We start from the raw sequence: 16,540 nt of genomic DNA, 5'->3' as shown, positions 1-16,540 counted from the left end.
CCGCGATCGTATCGGTACGACCACCCACCGGCGTGATTTGAGGTAAGTCTCATAGCCCCTTACGTCGGCTTCACACCATTCCGGTTTACCTGGGCGACACAGAACCCCGGGGAGGAACCATGACATCAAGGTCCAAGATCCGCACAGCGGTCGCGGTCGGTGCGACGCTGGCGCTGACCGGAGCGGGGGTGGGCGTCGCCAACGCGGCCACCGATCCGCCGCCACTGGCGTTCACCCTCGCCACCCCGAACGTGACCGCCGAGCGGTACGTCTGGGACGGGGAGGCGTACCTCTATCTCGATCTCGGTGTGAACGTGATCGCGGGCAAGGACCCGTTCGAGATCCGGGCCACCCGCAAGTCGTACGCCGACCCGATCGTCGCCAAGCAGATCGTGCTCAAGAACGGCAAGAAGAAGGAGGTGACGCTGCCCGCCGGGATGGTCACCGGCTGGGCCGGTCTCAAGGACTTCACCACCGTTACCTTCAAGGACGCCGCCGGCGCCGAGGTCAAGAGCTTCACCACGGACTTCTGCCCCAACTCGTACGAGTCGGTGCGCACCCGCCGCGACGCGCCCGCGGAGAATCCCTACCCCCGGGGCTGCTCGGAGTACAACCCGTTCAACCTCGGCGGGGTCTGGGGCATCCAGGCCGGGTGGAACGCGACCACGAACAGCATGCCCGCCGGTGACGAGCAGTTCGACCTGCAGCCCGGGCAGTACACGGTGACGGTCGCGCTGAACCAGCAGTACCGCGACTACTTCGCGATCGCCGGCGCCGACGCCACGCAGACGATCAACCTGACCATCGTCAACGAGTCGACCGACGAAACCGGTGCCGCGGTGGCCGCCGCCCGGGTCAAGGCCGCTCAGGAGGGCGCTGACACGTCGCCCGAGGCCGCGGTCGCCGAGCACGGCGAGCACGGCGGGCAGGGCGATGCCAGCCACCAGGTCTCGGCGTACAAGCCGGGCTTCCGGCCGCCCGCCAAGGCGCCGAAGGCGATGTCGAAGAGCGCGCTCGCCACGAGCGCCGCTGCCAAGGGACCGCGCCCCGACCTGCGCTCGCTGCCCGCGTGGGGCATCTCGCTGGAGCAGGACGGCGAGAAGGCGTACGTGAACTTCGGCGCGACCGTGTGGAACGCGGGCACGTCGCCGCTGCTGGTGGACGGGTTCCGGCGTACGGGCACCGAGCTGATGGACGCCTACCAGTACTTCTTCGACGCCAACGGCAAGGAGGTCGGCTCGGTCGAGGCCGGGACGATGGAGTGGGACGCCCGCGAGGGGCACCGGCACTGGCACTTCACCGACTTCGCGCAGTACAACCTGCTCGCCGCGGACCAGAAGCTGGCCGTCCGCAGTGGCAAGGAGGCGTTCTGCCTGGCCAACACGGACGCGATCGACTACACGATCAAGAACGCCAAGTGGCGCCCCGACAACACCGACCTCTCCACCTCCTGCGGGCAGAACACCGCCGTCGCGGTGCGTGAGGTGCTCGACATCGGCAGCGGCGACACGTACACCCAGGCCCGCCCGGGTCAGTCGTTCGAGGTCACGGATCTGCCGAACGGCACGTACTACATCGAGGTCAAGGCCAACCCGTCGAACAAGCTGACCGAGCTCAGCACGACGAACAACACGGCACTCCGGGAGATCCACCTCGGCGGTACGCCCACCGCGCGCACCCTCGAGGTCCCGTCGGTCAACGGGCTCGACTAACCGTCAACGGGCGAGTTCGAGGGCGTACTCGGGCCACCACCGGCCCGCCGCGGGGGCACCGTTCCCGCACGCGCCGTCGGACTCGCCCGGCCGTTTCACCCACAGATACGCGTCGACCAGCGCGTTCCCGGTCCGCGTCGACGGGGGATCCCCGAGTTTGCGGCCGGGCGGGTTGCACCAGTGCTCGTTGCCCTGCGGGCCCTTCCCGGCCGGCCCGTTGCCGTTGCGGCTCGTGTCGACCACGAACGTCGCGCCGCCGAGCCGGCCGGAGAGCGCGGTGCCGTACGAGACGTTGGATCCGGTCGTCTCGAAGTTGGCCACGTTGAGCGAGAAGCCCGTGGCCCGCTCGACCCCGGCCTGACGCAGGGCCCCGGCGAGCAGGTCGGTGTCGGTGATCCACGTCGGGTTCCCCGCGTCCAGGTAGACCCGGGTGCCGGCGTTCTCGCTCAGCGTGCTCACCGCGTACCCGAGAAGCTCGTATCTCTGGTTTTTGCGCTCTTCGTCCAGGCAGCCCTGGACGGCCTGGGGCACGGCATCGGGTTCGAGGACAACGAGCGCGTCCCTGCCCTTGATCGCCCCGGCCATCGCCGAGATCCAGGAGCGGTACTCGTCGGCACTCGCCGCGCCGCCGGCCGACTGCCCGGAGCAGTCGCGGTGCGGGATGTTGTAGAGCGTGAGGACCGGCAGCTTCCCGGCCCTGTCCGCCGCGGTGACCAGGCTGCGGGCCCGGCTCGCCGTGCCGGCCGAGGAGTCGGCGAACCAGGTCGCGGTGGGGCTGTTCGCGATCTTCTTGACCAGGGCGGCGTTCGCGGTCTCCCCGGCGTTCTCGTAGGACCGGACCTGCTTCGCCGCCGCGCCAGAAGGATCGACGAAGAGAGATGGAGAGGGGGTCTGCGTCGGCGAAGGCGAAGGCGAAGGGGAGGGCAAAGGCAAATTCGCAGAAGAAGCCGAAGCGGAGGGTACGCCCGAAGGTGGCGAAACGGGCGCAGAAGCGGGGCTGCCGGTGGCACTCGGAGCGGCCACCTTCGGCGCGGCGACCGGGGCGTCGTCGCGGGTGAGGGCGAACGCACCCACGCCGACGGCGACCACGAGAACCGCGGTCGCCGCCAGCAGTATTCGCCGCCCCTTCGGCGTCGGCCTGGCATGGCGCATCAGCTCAGAGCACCTGAACCCAGCGGGCCACCGACGGAATACCCTTGTCATCCAGCAGGAAGAGCATGTACCAGCCGGAGGGCACCAGGCCTCTCGCCTTGGGCACGGAGAGCTCCAGGGAGTCGCCCGACCCGGGGGTGATGTCCAGGGCGACCGAACGCTGGTCGACGTCGAGGACGTGGGTGACCGCGCTCGGGCGTACCAGTCGCGCCTTGCTGATCCTGCTCGCGTCCGGGCTGGTGAACTCGACGGTCGTGCCCCGCTTCACGTGGGCGGGGCCGCCGGTGATGCTCGGCCGGGCGCCCTGGAAGAGGTACGGCGGCGAGTACACCTCGATGCGTTTCTCGAACGTGCCCGGCCCCTTGCCCGACTCGTCGTAGAGCGGGTCGCTGCCCATCGTCACGACCCTGCCGTCGGGCAGCAGGATCGCCTCGGAGTGGTAGTTGCGGCCGACCGTGGACTCGGCGGCGGTGGTGAAGACGTTCGTGCCCGGCTGGTAGATCTGCGCGTTGAACAGGTCGGAGCGGGTCCTGGGGCCGTACCTGCCGCCGCGGTATCCGGACGAGCCGCCGGTGGTGAAGACGGTGTCGTCGGGCATGACCACCGCGTTCAGGTAGCGCGCCGGTGCGGGCAGGTCAGGCCCGGGTGAGTAGCGCGGCGAGTCCTCGGTCAGGTCGATGATGTCGGTGCGCTTCGTGGAGACCTCGGACTCGCCGACGCCGCCCCCGCCGAAGATCATCACGCGCTGGTCCTGGGCCGGCGGGAGCAGCACCGAGGAGCTGGTCTCGGTCAATTTCGGGTCACGCAGTCCGGGCACCTCCTGGAAGGTGTTCTTCCGGACATTCCAGACCCCGGGGGTACGCCCGACGGTGTCCGAGCCGTAGCCCGCGTTCGAGCCCGAGTAGAAGAAGTTGCCGTCCTGCATCATGTGGAACGACGGGTACGTGGGGAACGTACGGTGCAGCTCCGGGGCATCCACCCAGCGCTTCTGCGACGCGATGTACTTCTCGTTGTCGCCCGGGATGATCCGGCCGAACTCGTCGAGCCCGGAGACCGCGAGCACGTCCCCGTTCGGCAGCTCGGCCAGCGTCGGGTACCAGCGCTTCTCGACCATGTCGCCGACCTTCACGTACGACTCGGTGACCGGGTCGAACTCGTACGACTTGTTGTCCCCCGCGTACTCCTGCTTCTCGTGGGTGATCTTGTCGGAGACCCCGTAGACGTTCTGCTTGTCCGCGCCGGTCAGCCCCTGCACGGTGTACTGCCCGGGCGTCTCGACGAGCGGGGCGTCACCCTTCTCCACGGCGTCGACGAAGACCTCGGCCTCGGCGGCGTGCGTCATCACGATCTCGCCGTGCTTCATCGTCGTGGCCTTGCCCAGCACGACGTCGTCGCGCGTCCGGTAGACGTGGCCGGTCTTCGAGACGAGCTTCGTGCCCTTCTTGAACGTGTGCGGGCCGCTGGTCGCCGACTCGTTCTTGAACTTCATCACGCCGTACGCGTGCTCGATGTCCTCCGGCAGCACCTCGTAGTCCTTCGTCCCCCCGGCGACGAGCAGGTTGCCGTTGGGCAGGAACGTGTGGCCGGCGCAGAACACGTCACTCGGCGTGTCGATGTCCTTGAACTCGTCCTTCGCCGGGTCGTAGATGACGGTCCGGAACGTGCCGGCCTCGAACGCGTCCCGGTTGTTGCCGCTGCCCGCGATGATCAGCAGCTTGCCCGTGCTGAGCAGGGCGGCGTGGATCGCGTTGACCTTGAAGTCCTGCGGCACGGGCAGGTCCGACCAGTGGCCGTACCGCTCCTTGTACGACTGCCGGTTGATGCTGAACTCGTGGTAGGCCTCGGAGGCGGCGGCGACCATCGGGCGGTTCACGACCAGGACGATGCCCAGGACCAGCATCGCGACCAGACCGCTCGCGAGCCGGCGGGCAAGGGTGGGGCGGGTGCGTGGCTTCACGCGTACGTCCTCTCCATGGTCTTGGGGTCCAGGACTCTCTTCTTGTGGTTCTTCGTCGTCCTGGCGTGGACCTTCTGGATCTGCCAGACGGCGACCGGGAGCAGGCAGATCACCAGGTTGAGCGTCGGCCAGAGCCACATCGCGCCGTCCACGTGACCGAGGAACGGCGACGCGATCAGCAGTGCGGCGTAGAAGCCCGCCCAGGCGAGGCTGTGCCGGAAGGTGAGCAGGCGGTCCGGGCTGGTCGAGTCGCCCTTGGGGGTCACCACGAAGCCGGCCTTGCGGCCCAGCAGCGCGCCGAAGAACGACGACACGTAGAGCGGCGTGGACAGGGTCGAGACGAGCATGCCGGGCAGCCCGGACGAGCCGTCCTCCTCGTGCGGGCTGACGTTGTGCCGGCGGTTGAAGAGGTAGAGCCCGATCTGGAACAGCGCGGCGTCGACGTAGAGCATCAGCCACACCTGCTGCGGAACCTGGACCCCCTTGGCGCCGAGGATCAGGTAGCAGGCGGCCACGAGCGCACCGAGCACCCAGGCGAGCGCGGTCAGCGGGTAGTACGCCATCAGCAGCGCGTAGTGCAGCGCCCGCCCGATGCCGAGCTTCCAGCCGATCCGGGCGAACTTGCGGACCACGACCTCGTCGGTGCCGCGCGACCAGCGGTGCTGCTGGGTGAAGTAGTCGGTCCAGCTCGACGGGCCCTCGCCGACGGCCAGCACGTCCGGGGTGTAGACCGAGCGCCAGCGCTTACCCGTACGCGGATTGTTCGTGCTGTGCATGACCACGCTGGTGGCCATGTCCTCGGTGATCGAGTCCTGCAGGCCCCCGATGCTGCGCAGCGCGGAGATGCGTACCGCGTTGTTGGTGCCGACCAGCATCGCGATGCCGCGCTTGTTGCCGGCGCGCTGGAGCAGCGAGTGGAACAGGTACTGCTGCGACTCCGCCCAGCGGGTGACCACGCTGTCGTAGTTGCCGTAGACCTGCGGCCCGACCACGAAGGCCACGTCCGGGTCGTCGAAGTAGCCGAGGAGGCGTTCGCAGAAGTTGGGTTGCGGGACGTGATCGGGGTCGACCGAGACGAAGACGTCGTACGACTCGCCGTGCCGCTCGCACCAGGAGTTGTAGTTGCCGTGCTTGGTCTTCGCCTTGAACGCGCCGGCCGGGGTGTTGAACCGCGGCAGCCCGCGCCGGGTGTAGTGCCGCACCCCGAGGCGCCGGCACATCTGCTTGACCTCGTCGTCGTCGCCCTCGTCGAGCAGCCACACGTCGTACGGCCCGGGGTGGCGGATCTTCATCGCCGCGGCGAGGGTGCGTTCCACCATGTCCAGCGGTTCCTTGCCGGGCACGATGGTGGTCAGGAACGCCACGCGCAGGTTCGCGTCCGGGACGATCGGCACGGGATCCCGCGCCCAGATCGAGGCCAGGCAGAGTGTGACGACGTTGACCAGCCGGAACAGCTCGATCAGGCAGGTCGCCGCGATCATGAAGATGGTCGCCGCGAAGACCCCGGTGTGCAGGTCGGGGTCGGGCAGCGCGATCGAGGCGAGCAGCCAGCCGAAGAACGTCGACTCGAAGGCGAAGGCGAACAGGGTGATGAGGACGGTCGCGATCGGGCGTCGCCGGGCGAGCGGTTTCATCGTTACGCGATACGGCTGGTCCTGGCGTTGGGGGCGGAGTTCGGCGGGACCCGCGAGCACGCTGTAGGCGCTGTAGCTGAACCGGAGCGGGAGGATGTCGGTCCGGTCGTTACCGCCGCTCAGGTTCTCCATGTCGAGCTGGGCGCGGGGCGCCGGGATGACCCTGGTCTCGTCGAGGTCAGGGGGCTCGGGTGGCGGGGTCTGAACGACGCTCATGACTTCCTTCCGTCGGCGGGCGTGACTCATCGCGACGACGGCCGGCCAGCCGTCGTCCCGGTGTTCGGTGCTCAGATGTCGCGGGCGTCAGGCGGAGATCGGAACCGCCGGCCGGACCGCGGGATGACGTCCCAGGTCTCCCGCATCCTGGGACGAGGGGGCCTCCAGGTGCGGACGGGCGGGACGCAGGCCGGAGAGGAACGCGCGCCGGGCCGCGGTGAAACCGGACCGGTCGGCGTAGATGTCGCTGCTCATCTCGGCCAGCTCGCGGGATTCGTAGACGTCGAGCGGCACCCGCTCGGTGGCGAGGCGCCGGGTTTTGGCGGAGTGCAGCACCCGGGCGGCGCGGGCGTCGGCGTGCCGGGCGGCCAGGTCGCCGAGCCATTCGGCGTACGCCTCCGGATGGCGCGGCCCGACCTCGTCCACGAGCCCCAGCGAGCGGGCGCGCTGGGCGCTCACCGGCAGCTTCGCCTCGACGAGCCGCTGTGCCATGGGTTGTCCGACGCGCCGGGGCAGCGTGAACGTGTGCAGCTCCGAGCCGTAGAGCCCGATGTCGTAGTACGGGTTGAGCACGATGCCGTCGCGGGCCGCCACGATGTCGGCGCCGAGGCCGAGCATGGCGCCACCGGCTCGCGCGCTTCCCGCGTACGCGCAGATCACGACCTGGCGGGTGCACCCGATCAGCTCGCGGCAGATCTCATTGAGGGCCTTGACGTTGGCCCACGCGGAGCCGGCGGGGTCCGCGGCGGCCTCGATGACGTTGAGGTGGATGCCGTTGCTGAACGCGTCGGTCCCTCCCCGGAGCACCAGCACCCGGGTGTCCTGGCCGATGGCGTGCCGCAGTGCGCCCATCAACCGGCGGCAGTGCCCGGCCGACATCGCGCCGTTGTAGAAGTCGAAGCAGAGCCACCCGACCGGGCCGGTGCGCCGGTATCTGACCTGCCGGTACGACGGGCCCTCCGGCTCGGCGCCCGCGACGAGCGGGGAGTTCGGCACGCCGCGGAGGCGCCCGCCGAGCAGGGTGGTCGCGGGCAGCTTGAACGCGCCCGGCCGATCGTCACGCAGGTGGCCGAGCCAGACGCTGCCGTCGCCGGTGGCCACCAGCACCGCGCCCTGCCGGCGACCGAGCAGGGTGCCGGGCCGGGCACCGCGGGTGAGTCCGGGGTGTGCGTCATAAGCAAAGACAGGCAACCCCGCAAGGTCGACGCGTACGCCCGGAGCGCCGTCCGCCGCCCTGATCCGCCGGACGATCCGCTCGGTGCCGTCCGTCCAGTCGAAGGCCCGTTCCGCCTGTCTCATCGCGGGCCGCGGCCGTGCGTTCATCACTTCGAGGGTCAGATCGCTCGCGGTCGCGGGCTGGAACCCGGGGTCGGCTGCCTTCGCGACCACCTCGAGCACGCACTCCACGGCCGCGTCGGCGACCGGGCCGTTGTAGAGCGATGCCTTGCGCGGCGCGGCGGGCGGCATCGGGAAGATCCGGGAGGCCCAGACCGGCCCGGCCCCGAGCTCCTCGACGGCCTCGACCGCGGTGACGCCCCAGACCGGGGCGGCCTCGGCGATCGCCCAGTCCAGCGGCGACGGGCCCCGATCGCCCACCGGCCCCGGATGGATGACCACCGTGCGCCGGTGCCGCCAGATCTCCTCGGGCACCCGCTCGTTGAGAAAGGGGCAGATGACCAGCTCGGGGCGGCCGGTGCGGACGGCCTCGATCATCTCCTGGCCACCGGTCACCAGCCGCACCCCGACGTCATGCCCGGCGTCGGCGAGCGCACACCAGACACGCTGGCTCAGGCCGTTGAACACCGACACCAACAGAAGGATCCGCACATCGCCTCCCCAGACAACTTCCCCCGACAAATGGCGAGTCTTCGCTACCCGTTTCGGGTTATGTCGGACTTGTTGTCCGATAGCGGGCGTCGCCTCCGTCACCTCGTCCGCGGACTAAGCTGGACGGGTACCCCCCGTCCAACTGGCGTCGGGGTTTTTCGATGTGTCTTCTAGAGAGTCTTTTTCATGCAACTCAGTGGCCTCATCCCGGCCGCCCTGCGTGACCGCGGGCTCGCCCGGGCCCGCGACCTGGCCCGCAAGGGCGGAGCCGACTCCGATGCCCTCGACCTGACCGCCCCCGCTTCGCTGCGCCCGTTCATCGTGGCCGCCGTCGCCGGACCGGCCGAGATCGGTGGCGCCGGGCGCCCGGTGCTCGCCGTGACCGCGACCAGCCGCGAGGCCGACGACCTCGCCGAAGCGCTCGGCTGTCTCATCGCGCCCGGCCGCGTCGCCGTCTACCCCTCCTGGGAGACGCTGCCGCACGAGCGCCTGTCGCCGCGTTCCGACACCGTCGGGCGCCGGCTCGCCGTGCTCCGGCACCTGGCCCACCCCGACGAGGCCGGCGTCGAGCCGCTGCAGGTCGTCGTCGCACCGGTGCGCTCCCTGCTCCAGCCGCAGCTCAAGGGGCTCGGCGATCTCGAGCCGGTGGAGCTGCGCGGCGGTGGCGAGGCGGAGCTGGAGGGGGTCGCACGGCGGCTCTCCGACATGGCGTACGCCCGCGTCGACCTGGTCACCAAGCGTGGCGAGTTCGCCGTGCGCGGCGGCATCCTCGACGTCTTCCCGCCGACCGACGAGCACCCCTCCCGGGTGGAGTTCTGGGGCGACGAGGTCGAGGAGATCCGCACGTTCTCCGTCGCCGACCAGCGCACCATCGACCCGGTCGAGCGGCTCTGGGCGCCACCCTGCCGCGAGCTGCTGCTCACCCCGCAGGTGCGGGCCCGTGCGGCCGAGCTCTCCGCCGAGCACCCCGAGCTGGGGGAGATCCTCGACAAGCTCGCCGAGGGCATCCCGGTCGAGGGCATGGAGTCGCTGGCGCCGGCCCTGCTGCAGGGCACGGACAGCATGGAACTACTGATCGACTGCATGCCCGCGGGTACGCACGTGCTGCTCTGCGACCCCGAGCGCATCCGCACCCGCGCGCACGACCTGACCCGCACCTCGAACGAGTTCCTCGAGGCGAGCTGGGCCGCGGCCGCTGTGGGTGGTGAGGCCCCGATCGATGTCGGTGCTGCCGCGTTCCGCACCCTCGCGGACGTGCGCGCGCACGCCGCCACACTTCGCGAACCCTGGTGGACCGTTTCTCCCTTCGGACTTTCTTCAGAGGAAACTCCGGAGTCCGATACGCCCTGGCTGGATTCCGCACCCGTTGACGTCTCACCGGATCTCGGTGACGCCATCGCGCTGCACGCCCAGCCGGTGCCGCTCTACCACGGGGACACCGGCAAGCTCGCCGACGACCTGCGGCAGTGGTCCGCCGACGGGTGGGCCATCGCGCTGATCTTCGAGGGCCACGGCACCGCCCAGCGCGCCACCGAGCTGCTGCGCGACGCCGGCCTCGGGATCACCCCCGCCGACTCGCTGGAACAGGCCATCGAGCCGGGCAGCCTGATCGTCACGCGCGGCGGGATCAACCACGGCTTCGTCGACGAGGGCTCCAAGCTCGCCGTCATCACCGGCAACGACATCACCGGCGGCCGGGGCGCGTCCACCAAGGACATGCGCAAGATGCCCAGCCGCCGTCGCAACACGATCGACCCGCTGGAGCTCAAGCCCGGCGACTTCGTGGTGCACGAGCAGCACGGCATCGGTCGCTACGTCGAGCTCGTCCAGCGCAAGGTCAACGGCGCCGACCGCGAATACCTGGTCATCGAGTACGCCGCCAGCAAGCGTGGCCAGCCCGGTGACCGCCTCTTCGTCCCCACCGACCAGCTCGACCAGCTGTCCCGTTACGTCGGCGGCGAGACGCCCACGCTGCACAAGATGGGCGGCTCCGAGTGGCAGAAGAGCAAGGCCCGCGCCCGTAAGGCCGTCCGCGAGATCGCCGCGCAGCTCATCCAGCTCTACGCGGCCCGGCAGGCCTCCAAGGGCCACGCGTTCGGCCCGGACACGCCGTGGCAGCGTGAGCTCGAGGACGCGTTCCCCTACCAGGAGACGCCCGACCAGCTGTCCGCGATCAGCGAGGTCAAGCACGACATGGAGCTGGCCGTCCCGATGGACCGGCTGATCTGTGGCGACGTCGGTTACGGCAAGACCGAGATCGCGGTGCGCGCTGCGTTCAAGGCTGTCCAGGACGGCCGGCAGGTCGCCATCCTCGTGCCCACCACGCTGCTCGCCCAGCAGCACTACAACACGTTCGCCGAGCGGATGAGCCAGTTCCCGATCCGGATCAAGCAGCTCTCCCGGTTCCAGACGCCGAAGGAAGCGACGCTCACGCTGGAGGAGGCCGCCGCCGGCACCGCGGACATCGTCATCGGCACGCACCGGCTGCTGTCCAACTCGACCAAGTTCAAGAACCTCGGCCTGATCATCGTGGACGAGGAGCAGCGCTTCGGCGTTGAGCACAAGGAGCAGCTCAAGGCGCTGCGGGCCTCGGTGGACGTGCTGACGATGTCGGCCACCCCGATCCCGCGGACCCTGGAGATGGCGATCACCGGCATCCGCGAAATGTCGACGATCGCCACGCCACCCGAGGAGCGGCACCCGGTGCTGACGTTCGTGGGGGCGTACGACGACAAGCAGGTCGCCGCCGCCGTACACCGCGAGCTGCTCCGCGACGGCCAGGTCTTCTACCTGCACAACCGGGTCGAGACGATCGACAAGGCCGCGCGCCGGCTGCGCGAGCTGGTGCCCGAGGCGCGGGTCGCCGTCGCGCACGGCCAGATGAGCGAGGAACAGCTCGAGAAGGTCATGGTCGGCTTCTGGGAGAAGGAGTTCGACGTCCTGGTCTGCACGACGATCGTGGAGTCCGGCATCGACATCCCCAACGCCAACACGCTGATCGTCGAGCGTGCCGACCTGCTCGGCCTCTCCCAGCTGCACCAGATCCGCGGCCGGGTCGGCCGGGGGCGCGAGCGGGCGTACGCCTACTTCCTCTACCCGCGTGAGAAGCCGCTCACCGAGCACGCGCACGAGCGGCTGGCCACCATCGCCCAGCACACCGAGCTCGGCGCCGGCATGTACGTCGCGATGAAGGACCTCGAGATCCGCGGCGCCGGCAACCTGCTCGGCGGCGAGCAGTCCGGTCACATCGAGGGCGTCGGGTTCGACCTCTATGTGCGCATGGTCGGCGAGGCCGTCAGCGCGTTCAAGGGTGAGCGCCCCGAGGAGGAGCCGGAGGTCAAGGTTGACCTGCCGATCGACGCGCACCTGCCCACCGAGTACATCTCCGTCGAGCGGCTACGCCTCGAGATGTACCGCAAGCTCGCCGAGGCCCGCGACGGTGCCCGCCTCGACGAGGTGGTCGCCGAGATGACCGACCGCTACGGGGAGCCCCCGGAGGCGGTTGCCAACCTGATCGCGGTCGCACGGTTCCGGCAGGTGGCGCGGGCGTACGGCCTGACCGACGTCTCGGTGCAGGGCAAGCACCTGCGCTTCTCGCCGTTGCCGCTGCCGGACTCGAAGCAGATGCGGCTCAAGCGCTACCACCCCGACTCCGTCTACAAGTCGGTGAACGACCAGGTCAGCGTGCCTCGGCCGAGCACCCGGCGGGTCGGCGGCGAGCCCCTGCGGGACCTGGCGCTGCTGCAATGGTGCACGCAGTTGCTCAAGGACGTCCTCGGCGACATCCCGGCCCCGGTGTCGGGCGTCACAGCCAAGCCGTGAGAGAGTCGTGACCATGCGCCGTGCCCGCCGTATCGCATCCACCGCCGTCGTTGCCGCCATCGCCGTCACCGGCCTGTCCGCGTGTCAGCAGTCGCCGGACGTCGCCGCCTACGTCGGGAAGCAGACCATCTCCGAGGACCGGGTCGAGAAGATCCTCGATCAGGTCCGCGACGATCTGACCGAGGCCCGGAGCAAGGCCGCGGCCACGGGCGAGGCCGGCGGTGCCTCGGCCGGCGCGGTGAGCCCGCTCGTCATGCCGATCAAGCAGCAGGACGTGGTCAACACGCTGCTCAGCATCGACGTGCTGAGCAAGGCGGCGCAGGCGCACGGTGTGCAGGCCGCCGCCGAGCCGACCGTCGACCAGGTCGCCCAGTCCCGCAGCTACTCGGCGACCTGGGAATACACCAAGCTCTACACGCAGACGTTCCAGCTGCGCGCCGCGCTGCAGAGCAAGGTGACGCCGGCGACGCTCACCGACGCCGACCTGCGTGACGTCTACAAGCGACTGATCGCGGGCGGGGCCGCCGACCCGAGCACGCCGTACGACCAGTTCGCTAGCCAGCTCTCCGCCGAGAACAAGAAGCTGCTCGAGACGTATGTCGCGATGCGTAACGAGCTGCAGGACATCGCCGCCGACGCGAAGGTGAAGCTCAACCCGCGGTACGGCAACCAGCAGGTCACGCTGTTGTCGGCGCAGTCCGCGGACGGCAAGGACGTGCCGCTCGTGGTGGTGTCGTTCGCCGGTAACGCTGACGAGGCCCCGTACGTCACCGACGTCTCGGCCGTGACTACCCTCGGCTGATGACCCAGCCCGCCGGCCGCATCGTTCTCCTGGTTACCTCACCTCGGCTGCCGGCGGGGCTGCTCACCGCGTACGCGTGGGATCTGGTCCGTAGTGGTCCGGTTTTTACGGCCTTCGACGGGCCGCAGGTTGTTGCCCTGCGTGCCTCCGGGGTGACTGTCAACGTTGTTTCTCCCTCTATTGATCAACTCCTTGGGTCGCTGACTTCGTCTTCGACGGTGGTGTGGCTGGCAGGCGCCGCGGGGGATGAGGATTTCGCCCGGCAGCTGGGAATGCGACTCGCGCGTGAGCCCGGGCTGGCCGAGCTGGAGCTGTGTCACGGCTCGTGGGATCCGCCCGGTGCGCGGCTGCTCGACGCGGTCGCCGTGATGGACCGGCTCGTGTCGCCCGGCGGTGACCCGTGGAAGCAGCAGCAGACCCACGAGACCCTCGCGCAGTATCTGCTCGAGGAGAGCTACGAGGCGTACGACGCCATCGCCGACAACGACCTCGACGCCCTCCGCGAGGAGCTGGGTGACGTGCTGCTCCAGGTCGTCCTGCACGCCAGGCTCGCCGAGGACCTGCCCGAGGACGAGCGCTGGAACGTCGACGACGTGGCCGGTGACCTGGTCGACAAGATGGTCCGGCGCAACCCGCACGTGTTCGCCGGGGAGAGCGTCGCCAGCGTCGAGGACATCATCGACAACTGGGAACGCATCAAGAAGGCGGAGAAATCCCGCGAGTCCGTCCTGGAGGGAATCGCCCTGAGTCAGCCCGCGCTGGCGCTCGCCGCGAAGATCCTGCAGCGCACGGAGCGCGCCGGTCTGGACGTGCCGCTCCCGTCCGGCGCCGATCTCGGATCCACCCTGCTGCGGCTCGTCGCGCAGTCCCGGGTCGACGGTCTCGACGCCGAGTCGTTGCTGCGTGCAGCCGCTCTGCGTCACGCCGGCGCCGTGCGCGACGCGGAAAGTGTCGCACCCGCCGAGTAAGTTCTGCTCCATGCCGGAGTTCGTACCCCTCGCCGAGCGCATCGTCGACGCGATCCTCGAAAGCGACCCCGCCCTCGCCTCCTACGCGGGGGACCACCGCTTCGACGCCGCCCTGCCCGACCTCTCCCCGGGCGCGGTCACCGATCGGGTCACCATGCTGCGGGACGCGGCCGACGCCCTCTCCGGCATCGACCCCGACTCGTTCGACCAGCAGGATCAGGTCGACCACGCCATCCTCTCGGCGGTGGTCGAGCGCGGCATCTTCGAGCTCACCGACGTGCGCGAGCACGAGTGGAACCCCCTCGAGCACAACCCCGGCCCGCTGCTGCACATGCTGATCGCGCGCCCGTTCGCGCCCGCCGAGGAGCGGCTGACCAGCCTCGAGGGCAGGCTCTCGGCGATCCCCGACGCGCTGGCGACGGCCCGCGCGGTGCTGCGCGACATGCCCCGGCTGCACACCGAGGTCGCCCGCGGCCAGTTCGCCGGTTCCGCCGCGCTGATCCGCGACGAGCTGCCCGGCCTCGTCGGGCAGGCACCCGCCCTTCGCTCGTCGATCGACCCCGCGGCCGCAGCGGCGCTGAAAGCCTTCAAGGAGTTCGACGGCTTCCTCGCCCGGCGGCTCGAGAGCGCCGACTCCGGCCGTGACCCCCGCCTCGGGCGCCCGCTCTGGGAGGCCCGGCTCTGGCACACGCTCGACACCGAGCTGCCCGCCGCCGAGATTCTCGCGCGGGCCCGGCGCACCCTCGACGAGGTCGGCGCCCAGCTGCGCGAGGCGGCGGCCGAGCTGGTCGGCGGCCCGGCCACCGATGAGACCGTGCGCCGCGCGCTCGACAGCCTCGCGGCCGAGCACCCCGACGACGCCACGATCGTCGACCTGGCCAAGGTGACGATGGGCGAGGCCACCGACTTCGTCCGCGAGCACGACCTGATGTCGCTCTTCGACGACCCCTGCGTCATCGAGGAGATGCCGGAGTTCGCCCGCGGCGTGGCCGTCGCCTACTGCGACCCGCCCGGCCCGCTGGAGACCGCCGACGTCCCGACGTTCTACTGCATCGCCCCGGCCCCGGCCGAGTGGAGCGCCGCGCGCCGCGAGTCGTTCTACCGCGAATACAACAACCACATGCTGCGCAACCTGACCGTCCACGAGGCCATGCCCGGCCACTTCCTGCAGCTCGCCCACTCCCGCCGGTTCCGCGCCGCCACCCGGGTGCGGTCCCTCGGCTTCTCCGGCCCCTTCGTCGAGGGCTGGGCGGTCTACGCCGAGGAGCTGATGACCGGCCTCGGCTTCGGCGGCCTCCCGATCCGGCTCCAGCAGCTCAAGATGCAGCTCCGGATGAGCCTCAACGCCGTGCTCGACCAGCTCGTGCACTGCGAGGACCTCCCCGAGGCGGAGGCGATGGCCATGATGACCGGGCTCGGCTTCCAGGAGGAGGGCGAGGCGGCGGGCAAATGGAAGCGCGCACTGCTCACCTCGACCCAGCTCTCCACCTATTTCGTCGGCTACACCGAGATCGCCGAGATCGCGGCCGCCCGCCCCTTCGGCGCCACCCCCAAGGCCTGGCACGACGCGATGCTGGCCCACGGCTCGCCCCCGCCGCGCCACCTGCGCTTCCTGCTGGGGGTGTGACGGTGCAGGCCGCCGGCTCTGCTCCTGGCTCCGCTCACGGCTTTGCTCCCGGCGCGCCGGCTGGCGGGCTGTTCCGGCACAGCCACGTCCCGGTGGGCGCGTCCACGCTGCACGTCGTCGAGGCCGGTCCCGCCGACGGCCAGGTCTTTCTGCTGGTGCACGGCTGGCCGCAGTCCTGGTTCGCATGGCGCGGGGTTATGGCCGCGGGCGCCGAGGCCGGTGCCCGCATGGTGGCGTTCGACCTGCCCGGGGTGGGGGAGTCGACCGGCGACGCGACCGACGGCTCCAAGCGCGCCCTCGCCGAGGTGGTGCACGGCCTGATCGGCACGCTCGGGCTGGACCGCCCGGTCCTCGCGGGCCACGACTGCGGCGGCATGGTCGCCTGGTCCTACCTCCAGACGTATGACGACGTCTCGGGGGTCGCGATCCTTGACACCGTCGTGCCGGGGATCGACCCGTGGAGCGAGGTGCTCGCCAACCCGTATGTCTGGCATTTCGCGTTCCACTCGATCCCGGGGCTGCCCGAAACGATGGTCGCCGGGCGCGAACGCCCCTACTTCGACTACTTCTTCGACGTCCTCTCACCCGACCCGACCAGGATCACCGACGACGCCCGCCAGGCCGCCGTCGCCGCCTACCGCACGCCCCAGTCCCTCGCCGCCGGCTTCTCCTGGTACCGCCAACTCCACACCGACGCCACCCACAACACGCCCAAGCCCGCCGCGCCCGGTTCTGACGCGCGGCCGGGCCCCGCCGCTGCTCTCGACGCGAGGCCCGCTGCCAGCGCGCCGCAACCCTCTGCGCCCGGTTCTGACGCGGGGTC

General features: G+C 70.2%; 10 protein-coding genes. 6 read left to right on the top strand and 4 right to left on the bottom strand.

Translation table 11 applies throughout. The annotated features are described in order from the left end of the window. Positions 1-119: 119 nt before the first annotated feature. Positions 120-1,712 (top strand): lysyl oxidase family protein, encoded by a 1,593-nt coding sequence (locus tag Ahu01nite_RS10465; RefSeq protein ID WP_203836273.1) that lies wholly within the window; start codon positions 120-122, stop codon positions 1,710-1,712. Positions 1,713-1,715: 3 nt separating this feature from the next. On the opposite strand, the gene Ahu01nite_RS10460 is transcribed toward Ahu01nite_RS10465, so the two are convergent. From Ahu01nite_RS10460 to Ahu01nite_RS10445, 4 genes are all read right to left on the bottom strand, one after another. Next, positions 1,716-2,864, bottom strand: a complete 1,149-nt coding sequence (locus tag Ahu01nite_RS10460) for a glycoside hydrolase family 6 protein (RefSeq protein ID WP_203836272.1) — start codon at positions 2,862-2,864, stop codon at positions 1,716-1,718. 4 nt (positions 2,865-2,868) lie between these two features. Further along, positions 2,869-4,821 (bottom strand): radical copper oxidase GlxA, encoded by a 1,953-nt coding sequence (glxA, locus tag Ahu01nite_RS10455; protein ID WP_203836271.1) that lies wholly within the window; start codon positions 4,819-4,821, stop codon positions 2,869-2,871. After that, on the bottom strand, positions 4,818-6,671 hold the full coding sequence (locus Ahu01nite_RS10450; RefSeq protein WP_239158763.1) for a glycosyltransferase family 2 protein: 1,854 nt from the start codon (positions 6,669-6,671) through the stop codon (positions 4,818-4,820). The genes glxA and Ahu01nite_RS10450 overlap by 4 nt, the downstream gene beginning before the upstream one ends. A gap of 87 nt (positions 6,672-6,758) precedes the next feature. Next, the gene (locus Ahu01nite_RS10445; protein ID WP_203836270.1) at positions 6,759-8,498 is read right to left on the bottom strand and encodes a hydrogenase maturation protein; all 1,740 of its coding nucleotides are present in this window, start codon (positions 8,496-8,498) and stop codon (positions 6,759-6,761) included. 186 nt (positions 8,499-8,684) lie between these two features. Here Ahu01nite_RS10445 and mfd point away from each other — a divergent pair, with 186 nt between their 5' ends. From mfd to Ahu01nite_RS10420, 5 genes are all read left to right on the top strand, one after another. After that, entirely contained in the window at positions 8,685-12,320 is a 3,636-nt protein-coding gene (gene mfd / locus Ahu01nite_RS10440) for a transcription-repair coupling factor (protein WP_203836269.1), read from the top strand. A 13-nt stretch (positions 12,321-12,333) separates the two neighbouring features. Further along, on the top strand, positions 12,334-13,122 hold the full coding sequence (locus Ahu01nite_RS10435; protein ID WP_203836268.1) for a hypothetical protein: 789 nt from the start codon (positions 12,334-12,336) through the stop codon (positions 13,120-13,122). After that, positions 13,122-14,090 carry a nucleoside triphosphate pyrophosphohydrolase gene (locus Ahu01nite_RS10430; RefSeq protein WP_203836267.1) on the top strand — a complete coding sequence of 323 codons (969 nt, stop codon included), beginning with the start codon at positions 13,122-13,124 and terminating at the stop codon, positions 14,088-14,090. The genes Ahu01nite_RS10435 and Ahu01nite_RS10430 overlap by 1 nt, the downstream gene beginning before the upstream one ends. Positions 14,091-14,100: 10 nt before the next feature. Next, positions 14,101-15,717, top strand: a complete 1,617-nt coding sequence (locus Ahu01nite_RS10425) for a DUF885 domain-containing protein (RefSeq protein WP_203836266.1) — start codon at positions 14,101-14,103, stop codon at positions 15,715-15,717. Further along, on the top strand, positions 15,714-16,540 hold an 827-nt coding region (locus Ahu01nite_RS10420; RefSeq protein ID WP_203836265.1), incomplete at its 3' end, for an alpha/beta fold hydrolase. The genes Ahu01nite_RS10425 and Ahu01nite_RS10420, both read left to right, overlap by 4 nt.

Source organism: Winogradskya humida, from assembly GCF_016862215.1.
GTDB lineage: Bacteria > Actinomycetota > Actinomycetes > Mycobacteriales > Micromonosporaceae > Actinoplanes > Actinoplanes humidus.
The sequence above is the reverse complement of the archived record's forward strand: the minus strand, read 5'-3'. Positions and strand labels throughout refer to the sequence as shown.